This is a genomic window from Acidocella aminolytica 101 = DSM 11237 (assembly GCF_900129125.1).
In the GTDB taxonomy this organism is placed as follows: Bacteria; Pseudomonadota; Alphaproteobacteria; order Acetobacterales; family Acetobacteraceae; genus Acidocella; species Acidocella aminolytica.
This window is the reverse complement of record NZ_FQVJ01000059.1, coordinates 1-15,228: the sequence shown is the minus strand read 5'-3', so window position 1 is coordinate 15,228 and position 15,228 is coordinate 1. Positions and strand designations below refer to the sequence as shown.

Here is a 15,228-nt window from a genome sequence, read left to right as displayed (position 1 = left end):
CGTCCTTTCGCGCAAGAAGAAAGGCTCAGCCAACCGGCGCAAGGCAAAGGCGAAGCTGGCGAGACTCCACGCCCGGATTGCCAACATCCGCAAGGATGCCACGCACAAGGCCACGACAATGCTGGCGAAGACCTACCGCCGCATCGGCATCGAGGGCCTGAACGTCAAGGGCATGGCGAGGAACCGCCACCTCGCCCGCTCGATCATGGATGGCGGCTTCTTCGAGTTCCGCCGCCAGCTTGACTACAAAGCGCGACTTTACGGCGCAACCGTCGTGGTCGCAGACCGCTGGTTTCCATCAAGCAAGACATGCTCTTGCTGCGGTTCGGTCAAGACCGAACTGGCTCTGTCGCAGAGAACATACCGTTGCGACGCGTGCGGCTATGAGGCCGCCCGTGACCTCAACGCCGCCCGCAATCTTGAACATCTGGCCGCGAGTTGCGCGGTGGCAGCCTGTGGAGAGGAACGCGCTGGCGCGGCTCGCAAGAACCGCGTGAAACGGTCCCCGGTGAAGCAGGAACCGAACAGCATGGCTGCTGAGTAGCTTTAATCAGCTAGGGGCAGGTATGCGTAGGTTTCGGATAACGGGTTGCAGTCTGACAGGATTGCCAAGCTGGGTGGGCTAAGTGTGGATTTTCAGATCGTGCCGTTCCGAGGGGAGTATTACCGCCTGCCCGCCAGCCATAGGGATATTGTAAAGAGCCTGATCTATCCCATTCCGGACCCTGAACTGCCGTTTCTGGGGATTCATCTGACGCGCATGATTGATGGTGGTATCACGGTTGGTCCAAATGCGGTTCTTGGTTTTGCACGCGAAAAATACAACAAATTCTCGATCTCGGCGCGGGATGTTCAAGAGATGCTGCGTTTTCCGGGATTTTGGAAAGTGATCCAGGCTAATCTCAAATCCGGTTTGACGGAGATGCGTAACTCGATCTTCAAGCGCGGCTATTTGGAAATGTGCCGGAAATACTGCCCGGAGCTGAATCTTGAAGATTTGCTGCCGCAGGAGGCCGGGATTCGCGCTCAGGCTGTCATGCGTGACGGGACGCTAGTGCATGATTTTCTGATCAAGAAAACCGCGAGGGGCGTCTATGTTTGCAACGCGCCATCACCGGCGGCAACATCTTCGCTACCAATCGGCAAGATGATTGCGGCTGAGGTTTTGGGTGTCGCATGAAGAAATGACAAAGCCGCTTGGTCAGCCAGATTTTACCGCACCGGGATAGTGGCGAAGCGGAGTTCACGCCGAACTTCTGGGGGCGGCGCCTCGTGGCAGCAAATCAGCCAGTAGGGCAACACCAGAAGCAGCGTCCAGACGAAATTGCTGATCAACTGAGCGTGGGATTCCAGTGGCCATTGGGTGGGAAACAGCACCAGATCCAGCAACCAGAGCGTACGCCAGAGCAAGCCGGAGAGCCGTACTGCGGGTGCGATATGTCCCCGGCGCGGCGTATTCGCCTGCTGGGCATTAATCTGAAGATAGGCCGCCCCGGCCATGATACCGAGACACAGCATATCCTCGAAGAAGTTTACGGAATAGGGACGGTCGAACAGTCGCACCCAAAGGAGCCCGGCCAGAGTGCCAGCTCCGGTGCAAAGCCGTGCCAGGGTGAAAAGGGGGAGGCCGAACCACCATCCAAGCCGATCGACGCCGGGCTGCAACACCCGGTCGATGATGAAATCATCTGCCTTTCGCGCCAAACCGATGATATTCCCGGCCAAATTCTTCTTCCTGTCAGACCTCACGCTTCGCCCAACGCCCGCCGAAGCGAGCCGCCTGCTGCCGCCAGCCTTGCCCGTGCTGCTTCGGGCGTTAGGCCAAGTCTGATGGCCAGCACTGCCACTTTAACATGCATCTCGCAGGCTTCCAGTTCAAGGCTTGCCTTTGGTTCATCCACCCCGGTGAGAGCCATGACCATGCGTAGCGCGCGGCGGCGCAGCTTGGCGTTACTGGCCCGCATATCCACCATGAATGGGCCGTAAGTTTTGCCCAGTCGGATCATCACGGCGGAGGAGAGGGTGTTGAGCGCGATCTTTTCCGTGGACCCGGCGGAAAGTCGGGTAGAACCTGCGATAATCTCCGGGCCGGAAATGATTTCCACTGCGACCTCTGCTGTCTTCGCCATGGCTGATCCAACATTATTCACGATCGCGCCTGTCAGGCCGCCCAGTCCGGCCGCATGGCGTAAAGCGGCCAGGGTAAAGGGCGTGCTGCCGGAGGCTGCAATCCCAACCAGCGCATCCTGGGCATTGAAACCGTGCTCGTCCAAGGCGGCGCGGGCGGCAGCTTCGTCGTCCTCGGCGCCCTCAGCGGCCTGGATGAAAGCCCCAGGCCCGCCTGCCAGCAAAGGCACGATCAATCCAGGCTCGACGCCGAATGTCGGTCGGCACTCCACCGCATCCAGAAGTCCAAGCCGCCCGGATGTGCCCGCCCCGGCATAAAAAAGCCGTCCGCCACCCGCCAGTCGTGCGGCCACCCCGTCAATCAGCATTGCAAGGGCAGGGGCCGCGGCCTGCAGGGCGCGCTGGGCAGTTTCTTCCTGACACAGGAAGAGCCTTACGATTTCTTCCGTACCGCGCGCCTCCATATCCTGCAGTTCCGCGCGAGGGGCTTCCGTGCCGCGTGGCGCTGTCTTGGGCGCTGAGACGCCTGCGCACCAGACTTGCTGTGCATGGAAATCATCGGACCACCAGACGAGATCTGCCTGCGCGCCGACGGCGATACGTCCGGCGTTTAGGCCCAGAGCGGCGGCGGGGCGGGATGTGGCTGCGGCTATTGCTATCTCAGGAGAGATTCCGAACCCAATTAGTCGGCGCACACCTTCGTCCAGCGTGATAGTAGCCCCGGCGATGGTTCCATCTGCCCTATGGCCTACACCGTCGGGCCCCAACGTGGCTGCCTCACCGCCAAAAGTCAGCGTGGCGCCTGATTCCAGCCCGGCGAGGGCGATAGAGTCCGTCACCGCAATGGCGCGCGGGCAGGCGCTAAAGGCGATATGGAGTATGGCTGGGTCGACATGCACCCCATCCACAATCACGCAGGGAGCAAGGCGTGGATCTGTAAGGGCCACGCCTGGCGCGCCAGGGGCGCGGTGCCCGAGTGGGGATTGTGCATTAAATAGATGCGTGACCAGTCCCGCTCCGGCCTGTGCGCCGGCGCGCATCTGTGTCGCGTCCGCTGCTGTATGGCCGAGTGAGACGGTGATGCCCGCGCGGGTTAGACGGGCAATGGCGGACATTGCGTATGGCAGCTCCGGGGCTAGTGTCACTATGCGCAGCACTTGAGCCGCGGGGCCGTCTAGAAGCTCATTCAGGGCAGCTTCATCTGGGAGGCGCAGCCAGTCTTCTCGATGGGCGCCGCGTTTGGCGGGAGCCAGGAACGGGCCTTCTAGATGCAGTCCCAGCAGTGCCGGATGGCGTTGCATGGCTGCTTGCAGCCGCGCGGCGGCCAGGGCAATATCCGGCAAAGGTTGGGTGATAATGGTTGGCAGAACGCTGGTCACACCGCGTGCCGCCAGCTTTTCCACATACAGATCCCACTCATCCGGCGTGGCGTTCGCGCAATCCACGCCGAAGGCGCCATTATTATGCAGGTCAATCAGACCCGGCCCTAGCACACCGTGGGCAAGATGAAGGTCTGGGCTAGCCTCTCCTGGCATAATGGCGGTAATGCGGCTCGCCGTGATCTCAACTGTACTAGGGCCAATGAAGCGCACACCATCGAACAGGCGCTGGGCAAAAATCCTCATTCAGACAATCCGGGCTGTAAGCTGGGCAACGTTTCCACTTCTGCGGCCGAGGCCGTGCGAAGGCAAGGGGACATAACACAAATATGCCTTAACGTATTGAACGGAAGCATTTTTCTTCAACCCAAGTGGCAGCCTTGCTGCTGAGGGACGGCCGTTTGTAGAGTACTTCGTCGCGGAGGATTGCTCGTTTTCGATTTTTTGATCTGTAGTGAGGGGGCTCGTATGCGCTCAGACCAGTACGGAATTTGCCGCCGACAAGGCGTGGCGGCAATAAGCCTCTCGTGTGATACGAGTGCTTTTGTACCTCATGGACGCCGCTTTCCGAAACCCACGCATACCTTACCATAGCTGATTAAAGCTATGCGGCAATTTTGCTGTCCGGTTGCTGCTTCATCAAGACTCGTTTCACGCGGGGGCTTGCGCACCGCGCCAGAGCGTTCCTTTCCACAGGCTGACACCGCGAAGCTCGCGGCCATGTTTTCAAGGTTCCGGGCGGCGTTAAGATCGCGCCCGGCCTCAAATCCATAATCTTCGCATTTGAAAATCCGCTGTGACAGCGCCAGTTCGGCTTTGACCAAACCGCAGCAAGAACATGTCTTGCTCACCGTTGTAGGCGGTGCCTTCCTGTTCGCCATGGGTGGGGCTGACGCTGCTGTCCATGTCCAGCACCACGGTATTGGTTGGGCGGTGGGCATGAACCGCATCGATCCATTGTCCAGATAGCTCTGCCAAAGCGGTGAGGTTGGTCTTGCCGGTCAAGCTCTTCGGTTTCGAACCGCTCCATCTGGCTGGCTGATGCTGCTTCCTTCATCACCGCTCGGCCACCGATGATCCAGCGCATCGCCGGATCATGGCCAAGGCGGTCGTCGTCGTTGACATCCTCGTACTCAGCAAGCCGGCTAAACACCGATTGGCGAAACTGTGCCGTCAGGGTGTGGCGGTTGTTCTTGCCGGTTCGGCTGCCGGTCAGCAGCTGCCCAGCCATCTCTGTGAGGCCAAGGGCATCGTCCAGTTCCTGGAAGGCAAGTAAACCGGCGTCGGAGGTGACCTTCGGGCCATGGAACTCCAGCTTCAGGCGGCGGTCAAAAGCGACCCGAAGATCAGCCGATGCCATTTCACCCATCTCCATGGCAGCCCTTCGAAATCGACATCATCTCCTTGGTTTTTATGCCAAATCATTGGTAGGATGTCACGAAATCGCGAAGCCATCTGGGAAATCCGGGTTAATATCCTTGATAAGCATCAGTGGAAGTTTCGACTTTTGAATCTTAGCTTATTGATATGCTGGTCAGGAATATAAGTGCTGCTTGGTTTTGGCGCTGTGGCACTCCTCAAGCCGCTTTCTTTTTCCGGAGAAGCTTTATCCCACCGTCTTTGCTGTGCCGGTATCGCGGTGTCAGACAGAGCGATTGTGGCTAGTTCAGATGATAAATCCGCTATCCTCCCGACAATAAAATGTACGACTTCACCTTCACGCTGGACAAACCCTTGGACCGCAATCGTTGTGGCGCTCATGACAATAGGCCGATATTGCTCAAAAATGGCTGGCCAGATGACCAAGTTAGCTATGCCGGTTTCGTCTTCGATGGTGATAAACATGACACCTTTGGCGCTACCAGGCCGTTGTCTGACCAGGACTAATCCGGCAACCTCAAGGCGTTTGCCGTTTCTGGCTTCAGTGGCCATTTGGCATGTCGCTATATGGCGTCTTGATAGCCCATCCCGTAGGAATGACATGGGATGGCTGCGTAGGGTTAGACCGACATGACTGTAATCCTCTATTACCTCACGTCCATTAGGCATCGATTTTAGCATCACAACTGGTTCGACCACTTCGTCGACGGCCTTTTGGTCACGTGCCGCCGCTGCAGCAAACAGCGCAAGCGGTTCATCTCGCAGCGCCGTAATCGCCCATAGCGCTTCTCGTCGCGCCAGACCCAGACTGGGTCTGAAGGCGTCCGCCTCTGCCAGCCGCACTAGAGCGGTGGAAGGAATACCGGTACGTTGCCACATATCATCCACCGACTCGAAAAGCTTTTCGGTTCGTGCCGCGATAATCTTGGCTGCGTGGATATTAGCCACTCCCCTGATCATTCGCAGTCCCAGCCGTACTGCAAAGCGTGCTTCATCGCTGGTTGGCTCTAGGGTACAGTCCCACCTGCTGGCATTGATGCACGTTGGACGAATTTCGACCCCATGCTGCTGTGCGTCACGGACAATCTGGGCAGGGGCGTAAAAACCCATAGGTTGGCTGTTGAGAAGAGCAGCACAGAACACGTCTGGATGCCAACACTTAATCCACGAAGAAGCGTAGGCAATAAGAGCGAACGAAGCAGCATGGCTTTCAGGAAAACCATAGGAACCGAAGCCTTCCAACTGTCTGAAGGTCCTTTCGGCATAGTCGCGCGCATAACCATTTGCGACCATGCCATCCACGAGTTTATCTCGGAATTTTGAGACCCCCCCGCTGAATTTGAAGGTCGCCATACTTTTGCGTAGTTGATCGGCTTCACCAGGCGTAAACCCAGCGCAAACGATAGCCACACGCATGGCCTGCTCTTGGAAAAGCGGTATGCCTAGTGTCTTGCCAAGTACCTGTTCCAGCTCTGGTGTGGGGAACTCAATCGGTTCTAACCCTTCGCGGCGACGGAGATATGGATGCACCATATCTCCCTGGATTGGCCCTGGGCGTACAATAGCGACCTGAACAACCAAATCGTAAAAGGTACGAGGCTTCATTCTCGGCAGCATCGACATTTGCGCCCGGCTTTCGATTTGGAAGGTACCCACGGTGTCGGCCTTCCGTATCATTGCATAAGTCCGAGGGTCTTCGGCTGGTACGTTGGCGAGGTCGAGCCCGATAGCCTTATGCGCAAGCAGTAAGTCAAAAGCGCGTTTCATACAGGTCAGCATGCCAAGCGCCAGCACATCAACCTTCATGAATTTGAGACTATCGATGTCATCTTTGTCCCACTCGATAACCTGCCGGTTCTCCATCGCAGCTGGCTCGATAGGCACGAGGTCATCCAGCCGATCATTGGTGAGTACAAATCCTCCGGGATGTTGCGAAAGATGCCGTGGGGCACCAATAAGCTCGTTGGCAATATCTAATGTCATTTTCAGCCGCCGGTCAGACAGGTTCAGGTTAAGCCGCTTCAACTGTGCTTCATCGATGCCTTCCTTTGACCAGCCCCACACTTGCGAGGAGAGAATGGTAATCAGATCTTCAGGCAGCCCCAGTGCCTTGCCTACATCGCGGATGGCGCCCTTAGTGCGGTAGCGGATGACAGTCGAACAAAGTGCGGCATGGTCCCGGCCATAGCTGTCAAAAATCCATTGCATGACGATTTCACGACGTTCATGCTCGAAGTCGACATCAATGTCTGGCGGCTCGTGGCGTTCCTCTGAGATGAAGCGCTCGAACAGTAAATCATTACGGGCGGGATCAATGGATGTGATGCCGAGAACGTAGCAGACAGCAGAGTTAGCTGCGGACCCTCGCCCTTGGCAAAGAATGTCTTTTGACCGGGCAAATCGTACGATGGAATGAACTGTTAAGAAATAGGGCGCGTATTTTAGCTTATCAATCAGCCTTAGCTCATGCAGTAAGGTTGCGCGTGTCTCTTCCGGTATACCTTCCGGATAGCGCCAGGCTGCCCCCTCCCATGTAAGCTTTTCCAGAGTCTGCTGCGGAGTTAACGCTTGGTCGAGCCGTTCCTCGGGATATTGATAGGTCAGCTCATCCAAGCTGAATGTACAGCGTTCCATAATCTCAATCGAACGGGCCAAAGCCTCGGGATACCGCGTAAACAGCCGCTGCATTTCCTCAGGTGGCTTCAAATATCGGTCCGCATGACGCTCGCGGCGATATCCCAATTCATCGATAGTGACATTATGTCTGATGCTTGTGATCACATCCTGGAGGATACGTTTTGCTGGAATATGGAAGAGCACATCATTGGTAACAACGCTTCGGACCTGATGCACAGCGCAGAGATTAGCTAACTCATGCAAGCGCAACTGGTCATTAGGGCGCCGGCGTAGGGTAAGTGCCATATAGGCTCGGTTGCCAAAGACTTCCCGCATTCGGCGCAGATACAGGGCGCATTCATCGTCCGCTTTATCAGGCACGAGCACGGCCAGAAGCCCTTCATTATAGGCAACCAGGTCAAGCCAACTCAGTTCGCATTTGCCTTTTCCCCCTCGCCTTTTGCCAAGCGACAGTAACCGGCATAATCTTGAATAGGCTGCTCGGTCAGTTGGATAGACGAGCAGCGACGGTCCGCCCCTCAGGTCTAGACGACACCCGACAATCAGTCGAATACCGGTTGCTTTGGCGGCCTCATGTGCCCGGACAATGCCGGCTAGCGAGTTGCGGTCAACGATGCCGAGAGCTTCAATACCCATGGCGGTTGCCACTTCAAATAATTCCTCACACGAGGAAGCGCCGCGCAGAAAAGAGAAATGACTGGTGACTTGCAACTCGGCATAGCGTGGTGGGCTCATCCAAAAACTCCATGCAGAAACCAGCAGTGGGAGCCCGTCAGTGGATCTTCGCCATCGCCTGAACGAAACACCCAGTAGCGTTCGCCCGTTTCATCTTCGACGCGGAAATAATCGCGGACCGCGGATAATTCGGGATCACGCTTCCACCATTCTCCGAAAACACGCTCTGGCCCGTCAGCGCGCTTGACCCGTCGACGCACACCACGCCAAGTAAAAGAGACCGGTGGATGGTCAGGCAACAGTGCCATCGTTTCAATAGGCTCTGGACGCGGCAGAAGACGCGCCGGTCGTGGCCAGCCTTCCGGCCACGATGCCTCTTCTTCTGGTGCAAGAGGGGCAACCCGTCGGACAGAGCGTTCCGGCACATCACTTGCTACAGGTGCAATGCGGTAGAGGTTTTGCTCGCCGACCCGATTAGATAATAAATCGACGAGGTGGGAGATATCTGGTTCAGATTCCTCAATCAAACAGGAAGCCATCTGTCGGGGCATATCAGGGTCGACGGCAGATGCTGTCAGACTCATCTGCTCAATGCCAAAGCCAGGGTCTATCGTCTCAATCTTATCGCAAAGTAGCTTGGTCATTCGCTTTGTATCGCGCAAGGGCAAGGCGGTTCCGACCCGAACCGCCTGGGCGTTGCCGTCTACCCGATGACAAATCAGATCTAGCTTCCTTGCTCCCACCCCCGACTTTTCCATGATGTCGCATAGTTTGACGACCAACTTGCCAATATAGCGAGTTATGGTTTCTGCGGCTCCAATCGGTTCAGCGAAAGCGCGGCTGACTTCAATTGCATCAGTAGCGCGGAGGGCTTCGATTGGTTCAGCGAGCCGGCCGCAAGCCGCGTCCAGGCGTCGGGCGACTTCCGGGCCAAACCGTAATGCTAAGGGCGCACGAGGTTGGCTGAATAGCTCCCCCACATGTTCGAACCCTAGCTTATGCAACCCATCAACAATTGTATGCGGCAAACGCAAGGCGGCGATGGGGAGAGCTTGAATGTCGTCTTCCGCGCAACTTGGGTGTGATATGAAGATTCGTCTGCTGCTGAAACGTGCCAGCGCATGCGCCGCGCCCCATGTATCGGCAATTGCTACTGTCGCGTGTAACCCAACGGTCTCCAGCTTCGAGACGAGTAATTCCGCCAATGCTTGCTCGCCACCGTGCAGGTGGTCCGCGCCAGTTGAATCAATGACGATGCCATCAGGCGGATCAACCGCGGCGATGGGAGCAAAGCGCTGAACGATCCAAAGCCCCAGGCGGTGCAGCGCCTCGGCATCCGCAACTGGGATAGCATTTTCTACAACCAGCTCTTTGACCAGTGCCTGAGCTTTGGAGATAGGCATGCCTATTCGGAGGCCAACGTGTTGAGCCATCATATCAGCCGCCACGATGACGCGTCGCGCACCGACCCGGCCGGCCAGCACAAGCGGGATTTTACGCGGTGGCGCTGTATCGCCCGCCGCCCGCCGAAATCTGTCGGTTGCGAAGGTCGGCAGGAATACTGAGATGACCCGTGCCATCACATGCCTCCAGCTCAAAATCGGCACTTTCTCCGGCACGTGCCCGCACCAGTTCAACCAGCCATCGTCCACGCCCAATACCCGGCACAGGCAAAGGCGAGGACGGTAGAACAGAAATACGCCATCTCGTGACAGCAGCAGTTGGCTGGCCGAAATCATAAGCATCGGTTTGGCGACGCCACCGGCGCAGCGCGATCCCCATTGTACCAGATGCTTCGGCCGCCAATTGCAGGCGCCGCGACGCCGTCATGGATAAACGCGCAATCTCGCCAATCGCTATTCCAAGCCCGCCATGCCGGAGTCCCTCTTCGAGGCAGGCCAGAACGGTCTGGTCGTCATCGGCACGTAAATAGATTACCCGCGTTGGCTTTAGTCCGGCCTGGGCCAATGCGGGGGCAAACAAATCCTGCCTATTTAGACACCATAATATCTTGCGTTTGGTGCGGGCCGCGATGCCTGCTACGAAAAGAGAAGCAGCAGCCCCATCGACAGTGCCATTCCCACCGCCTGCAACTTCATGCAAAGCCCCAAACGCAAGCCCACCAGCCGGCAGCCGGGCGTCGAGCTCGGGTATCCCGAAGGGCAAAACCTTAACAGGCTGTCGGTTCCGGGCTTCAATCCGCTGAATCTCGGCGCGCAACTCTTCAATGGCGGGTTTAGGCCGCAAGGCAGTTTAATCCGTGTGTTTGAGTAAAGTTTGTTCTCTTTTTGTTCTTTCTCTTCAAGAGAGTCAAGCCAAGTGTTGCGGCCTGCAGTTTATGACGCTGCGGGTTAAATTGAGCTTCGGGCGATAAGTCATTGTGCTGAGGGGGCAGGGCGGCTTATTATGCAAAAACTTTTCTTTTACTATGTCTATCCTTCTAAGGCTTGTAGGCTCCGATGTTCAGGCTAGGGTAGGGGCGTTCCGGAGTGAGCGTCAGCAGATTGCCCCACTGGTCGAGGCCATATGGGAAAGCGAGACGGCCAGTTTCAGCTAATCTTTGTCGAGTTGGTCGTTGTCTGTGATCACGAAGAATACGCGTTGGGGGCAGGTTGGGGGGCTTTACATCGCCGAAGTGGGGGCTGAGCAGCAGGTCGCGATCTGGTTCAGTTTGGTGGCGTCCAATTGGAAAAGATGGGCGCACGGTTAGAGAATGAGTCCGTAACGTATTTTATAAGTATATTGATTTTATTGTATTTTTTAGTGTGTCTATTTTTCTATGTGTCCAAAACTGTGTCTAAAACGCACTTTTTCCTCCCGCCTTGGCGGGGGTTCCTTCTGAATGACGGCTGGGAATGCACTTATATAAGAAGGTCTCCCGGTTCGGCTGCACTGTCCACAGGCGCGATAAGTGGGTACTTGGTTCCTGAGAACCAGCGGCCCCCTGGGGCAAGGGCCGCTTTTGCCCGCCGGCGCCCGTGGGGCGGGCCGGCGCTCGCCGTGCCGCCGCGAAGGCGGGCGGCACTCGATAGAACGGATGGCAACCAGATCGTGGGCATGGAGTGGGATGAAGCCTTGCCTTCAAGACGCGGGCTGGGGTTCGCCAAGACCGTACATTTTCCTGACATGCTGGCATTTCCAGGCCAGCATCGGCATGGCCTCGATGCGCCGGGCAAGCTCTGCATCGACATTCAGCAGGGTGGCGTTAACTTCGCCCTTGTCCAAAATACGGTCGAGAAACTCCTGCTCGCCAGCGGTCAGGTCAAACAGAAAGCCAAGCCGTTCGCGGCATAACGCTATGGTTTCCGCGATCCAGGCGTCCACCTTGCCCGCACCCGCGAAATAGCCGTGCGGCAGGCAAATCGCCAGTTTTTGGCGAAGTTCCTGCGGATCGCCTTTGATGGACTCGATGGACACGGCCCGCCAATCCCGGCGTCCCGTGGCGCCGATAGCGAGGACGGCGGCCTTAATCCGGCTCCAGTCGAGACCTTCAATCGAGAGAATTCTCCGGGCGTCGAAGAGGTCGCGCGCGGCATGTCGGTCGAAGAGTGCGACCAACTTGCCTGCGACAATTTCATGAGGGTCGAGGACGAGCACGTTCTTGGCCTGCAATTCCGCAAGCTTCATCGAATCCATCATCGCTGCGCCAAAAAGCGGCTGTCGCGCCATGTAATTCACGTCAATTTCAAGGGCGGCGCTGCCACCGAGCGCGGAAGCATAGCGCGCGATCCATTTGCCGCCCGCATGTTCTTCCGGACGGCGCCGAATGCTGTAGCCTTGGGAAACGAGCAGGCGGTCAATGGCGGCGTCGATTGCCGGACGGTTGGCTTCCATTTCCGCGCGGTCGAGCGCGCCGATGTAATTGAGATCAATGTCGACCGACAGGCGGTCTAGCCCCAGATGAAAAACATTGAGCGCCGTCCCGCCTTTGAGGGCGAGTCGTCCGGATAGTAGGGGATCGCCTGCTATCTCCTGGAGCAGATCGAGGAGGCGGAGAACCTTTTCCAATGTTCCCGCCTGGTGACCGGTGCTTTGAGCGAGACGCTGGAGCGTTTGAGATGAAGGCGCAGGCATCTATAGTCCCTCGTAGCGGCGTTCGACGGCATCGGTGGGAAGGATGACGTTCCATCCCTTGACGAAACGTCCATCGCCTGGCTTCGCGCCCAGCGCGTATCGCTTTTGGCGTGGCGCCAACGTCCGGAGATCGTCGAGTGCTGCGGCGGGCACAGCCAACCTTGTCCGCTCGCGCTCCAGCCAAAATCCCAAAGCCCCGGCGGCGGCGGCGTTGTGAAGCCCGCGAATATGGCGCATGATCGCCACCGCATCGAGACGCGCGACGAGGTCAAGCGAGTTGAACAGCTCCTCGCAGCCTCCGGCAAGCTCAAAGCGGTCGAAGCAATCGGCAATGGTCCGCTCGATGGTCGTGACTTGCACGTTTTGTCCCAGCCGATCGACAGTGGTCACAGCATCGGGCGGCGTGAAACCGCGAGGCGGCTTGACGAAGCGGCAGGCCAAATCTGCTGTTTCCATCAGGCCCGGCTTGCCGGATGCGATAATCTGAACTTCATGCCCGTCGCTGTAAGCGCAGCCCAGAAGTTCGAGCGCCGAATGATAGGCGATCACGCCGTCGCTGCGCAGCCGGGAGGCGGCAAGAAAACGGTCGACGACCCATTGGCGTGCATCCGCATGTTTAGGCACGGAAGCGAATACGCCGCGAGCGACGCGGCGGATATTGCCGGCCCGCAAATGCTGATCGAGCATCACGGTGAGGGTTTTATCGTGAGGCGAACGGCCAACGGCCTGCGCGTATTCGGCGCGCGTGAAAACCGGTGTGGCGCTGAAAAAAGGTGTGGATTTAGGACGGCTCATCGGACCAAGTTGGTTATTTATGATGCATAAAAGATATATATTTTATATTTCCTTTTCAACTACAAAGTAACCTTCCGAATAAGCATGGTTCGTTAAAATCCTATAAAGATATATTTTATATATGGTTTTTCTACACTATAAACACCACCATCCCGTTGTGTTCCTTGGCAGTGCCACAATCAGCTTTTTGACGATTCACACGCCAAAATTGATCACCGCTATGTTCTCGTATTTTCTCTAATCTTCTATGCACTTCGCCAAGTGCAACTCATGGCGGGCGCATGACCAACGAAATCCTGACGATTCGGGAGGTAGCTGAGCTTCTTAAGATCAACGAGAAGACCGCCTACAAACTCGCCTTGGCGGGCGAGATTCCAGGCTTCAAGGTCGGCGGATCGTGGCGCTTCGAGCGGCAAGAAATCGCAAACTGGATAAAGCGCAAAGTAGAAGAGAAGCAAAAGGACAACGACGGAGCATGACGAACGAAGCCGATACATGCCGCAAGTTCGTCGTGCCCAAACTGCAATCTGCCGGTTGGGATAACTAGCCCCATTCCATCGCCGAACAGCGCACCATCACGGATGGGCGCGTCATTCCCGTGGGTAAAGGCTTCGTACGTAAGCCGCCTAAGCGAGTGGATACCTATTGCGGTATACGCGAGATTTCCCTCTCGCTGTGGTCGAGGCAAAGGCCAGCTACAAATCCGTGACAGATGCTGTGCAGCAGGCACGTAATTATGCGGAAATCCTCGGTCTCAAATACGCCTACGCCACCAACGGCGCTGAGATTATCGAGATCGACTATTTCAAGGGGACGGAAACGCGCGTTGCCGATTTTCCTACGCCCGACGACCTGTGGCAGTGCTATCAGGCGGGCAGTGGAATCAACTCGCCTGATAGCGCGAACCATCTCATCGCCCCATACAACACCGTAGGCGGTAAGCCGCCGAGATACTACCAGCAGATTGCCATCAACCGGACGGTCGAAGCCATCCTCGCCGGCAAAAAACGTCTGCTGCTCACGATGGCGACAGGAACGGGCAAAACCATCGTTGCCTTCCAGATTTGCTGGAAGCTCTGGTCGAGCCGCTGGAACAAGACCGGCGAACACCGCAAGCCGCGCATCCTCTTCCTTGCGGATCGCAACATCCTCATTGACGACCCAAAGGATAAGACATTCACCCCTTTTGGCGACGCGCGCCACAAGATCGAATCCGGCGAGATCATTAAGAGCCGGGAGATGTATTTTGCCATCTATTAGGCGCTGGCAGAGGAGGAGCGCCGCGCGGGGCTTTTCCGGGACTATCCGCCGGATTTCTTTGACCTCATCATCGTCGATGAATGCCATCGGGGCAGCGCGCGAGACAATAGTTCGTGGCGCGTCATCCTTGAGCATTTCAAGCCTGCCTATCAGCTCGGCATGACGGCGACATCGCTGCGCGAAGATAACCGCGACACCTATCTATATTTCGGCAACCCGATCTACGAATACAGCCTGCGCCAAGGCATCGACGACGGCTTTCTTGCGCCCTATCGCGTTCATCGCGTCATCACTCAATGGGATGCCGCCGGCTGGGGCGGCCCAGCAGGGACGAGGTGGATCGCTATGGCCGTACCATCCCCGATGATGAATATCAGACCAAGGATTTTGAGCGGGCCATCGCCTTGCGCGCCCGCACGCAGGCCATCGCGCATGGGCTGGTGGATGGTACGGTGCTGTACACCGACAGCACGCATCTGAAGGCCAATGCCAACAAGAACCGGTACGACAAGGCCGTGATAGCCAAATCCCGTGCCGATTACTGGGATGATCTGGACGCGGCAATTGCCGAAGATCGTGGGGAGTGTCTGAAACTCTGTGTATCTGATCTGGCCCATGCGGTTATCAGATAGTTTCAGGCGTTGAAGCGCCCTTCAAACATTATGGCCAGTTGATTGCGGGCCGCAACCCATTCTTTCACCGTGCGTCCGCCTTTTTCGAAATTTCGGATGGCCAGGAAAATCAGCTTTGTCGCGGCATCCTCTGTTGGGAATGCCCCCTTGGTTTTGAGCGTTTTGCGCAATACCCGGTTCAGGGATTCCACGGCATTTGTCGTATAGATGATTTTTCTGATCGCCGCGCTGAAGGCAAAAAACGGGATCACTTCCGCCCATGCCCGGCG

At 56.9% G+C, this 15,228-nt stretch carries 12 protein-coding genes and 3 pseudogenes; 5 read left to right on the top strand and 10 right to left on the bottom strand.

Translation table 11 applies throughout. The features are described 5' to 3' along the window. Both BUB54_RS18630 and lhgO read left to right on the top strand, forming a co-directional pair. Positions 1–544, top strand: a 544-nt coding sequence (locus tag BUB54_RS18630; protein ID WP_139285004.1) for an RNA-guided endonuclease InsQ/TnpB family protein, incomplete at its 5' end; no start/stop codon positions are given. A 45-nt stretch (positions 545–589) separates the two neighbouring features. Next, the gene (lhgO, locus tag BUB54_RS18625) at positions 590–1,180 is read left to right on the top strand and encodes an L-2-hydroxyglutarate oxidase (protein ID WP_217652552.1); all 591 of its coding nucleotides are present in this window, start codon (positions 590–592) and stop codon (positions 1,178–1,180) included. Positions 1,181–1,212: 32 nt separating this feature from the next. Here lhgO and BUB54_RS18620 read toward each other — a convergent pair whose 3' ends face one another. From BUB54_RS18620 to BUB54_RS18575, 9 genes and pseudogenes are all read right to left on the bottom strand, one after another. Beyond that, positions 1,213–1,725 (bottom strand): hypothetical protein, encoded by a 513-nt coding sequence (locus BUB54_RS18620; RefSeq protein ID WP_048879826.1) that lies wholly within the window; start codon positions 1,723–1,725, stop codon positions 1,213–1,215. Between the two features lie 20 nt (positions 1,726–1,745). Further along, a complete protein-coding gene (nagA, locus tag BUB54_RS18615; RefSeq protein ID WP_048879825.1) occupies positions 1,746–3,752 on the bottom strand; it encodes an N-acetylglucosamine-6-phosphate deacetylase in 2,007 nt (668 codons plus the stop codon). Between the two features lie 305 nt (positions 3,753–4,057). After that, the gene (locus tag BUB54_RS22220) at positions 4,058–4,387 is read right to left on the bottom strand and encodes a zinc ribbon domain-containing protein (protein ID WP_082075739.1); all 330 of its coding nucleotides are present in this window, start codon (positions 4,385–4,387) and stop codon (positions 4,058–4,060) included. Next, positions 4,356–4,881: pseudogene (locus tag BUB54_RS18600) on the bottom strand (transposase); the annotation flags it as partial. The pseudogene BUB54_RS18600 and the gene BUB54_RS22220, both read right to left, overlap by 32 nt. Before the next feature lie 113 nt (positions 4,882–4,994). Beyond that, complete coding sequence (locus tag BUB54_RS18595) at positions 4,995–8,258, bottom strand: error-prone DNA polymerase (protein ID WP_048879824.1); 3,264 nt, start codon at positions 8,256–8,258, stop codon at positions 4,995–4,997. Beyond that, positions 8,255–9,778 (bottom strand): Y-family DNA polymerase, encoded by a 1,524-nt coding sequence (locus BUB54_RS18590; RefSeq protein WP_048879823.1) that lies wholly within the window; start codon positions 9,776–9,778, stop codon positions 8,255–8,257. Before BUB54_RS18590 ends, BUB54_RS18595 begins: the two co-directional genes overlap by 4 nt. Further along, positions 9,693–10,445, bottom strand: coding sequence for an ImuA family protein (locus tag BUB54_RS18585; RefSeq protein ID WP_048879822.1), 753 nt, complete (start codon positions 10,443–10,445; stop codon positions 9,693–9,695). Before BUB54_RS18585 ends, BUB54_RS18590 begins: the two co-directional genes overlap by 86 nt. Positions 10,446–11,279: 834 nt before the next feature. Then, a complete protein-coding gene (locus BUB54_RS18580) occupies positions 11,280–12,206 on the bottom strand; it encodes a nucleotidyl transferase AbiEii/AbiGii toxin family protein (protein ID WP_199444726.1) in 927 nt (308 codons plus the stop codon). Between the two features lie 66 nt (positions 12,207–12,272). Further along, positions 12,273–13,067 carry a type IV toxin-antitoxin system AbiEi family antitoxin domain-containing protein gene (locus BUB54_RS18575; protein WP_048879820.1) on the bottom strand — a complete coding sequence of 265 codons (795 nt, stop codon included), beginning with the start codon at positions 13,065–13,067 and terminating at the stop codon, positions 12,273–12,275. A 281-nt stretch (positions 13,068–13,348) separates the two neighbouring features. On the opposite strand from BUB54_RS18575, the gene BUB54_RS18570 reads away from it, so the two are divergent. The 3 genes and pseudogenes from BUB54_RS18570 to BUB54_RS21015 form a co-directional block, all read left to right on the top strand. After that, entirely contained in the window at positions 13,349–13,546 is a 198-nt protein-coding gene (locus tag BUB54_RS18570) for a helix-turn-helix domain-containing protein (protein ID WP_048879819.1), read from the top strand. Further along, a pseudogene (gene hsdR, locus BUB54_RS21665) lies at positions 13,543–14,773 on the top strand (EcoAI/FtnUII family type I restriction enzme subunit R); the annotation flags it as partial. The gene BUB54_RS18570 and the pseudogene hsdR, both read left to right, overlap by 4 nt. Continuing rightward, positions 14,747–14,905: pseudogene (locus BUB54_RS21015) on the top strand (IS5/IS1182 family transposase); the annotation flags it as partial. The pseudogenes hsdR and BUB54_RS21015, both read left to right, overlap by 27 nt. 56 nt (positions 14,906–14,961) lie before the next feature. Here the strand turns inward: BUB54_RS21015 and BUB54_RS18560 are convergent. Continuing rightward, a partial coding sequence (locus BUB54_RS18560) for a transposase (RefSeq protein ID WP_139285002.1) occupies positions 14,962–15,228 on the bottom strand: 267 nt, incomplete at its 5' end.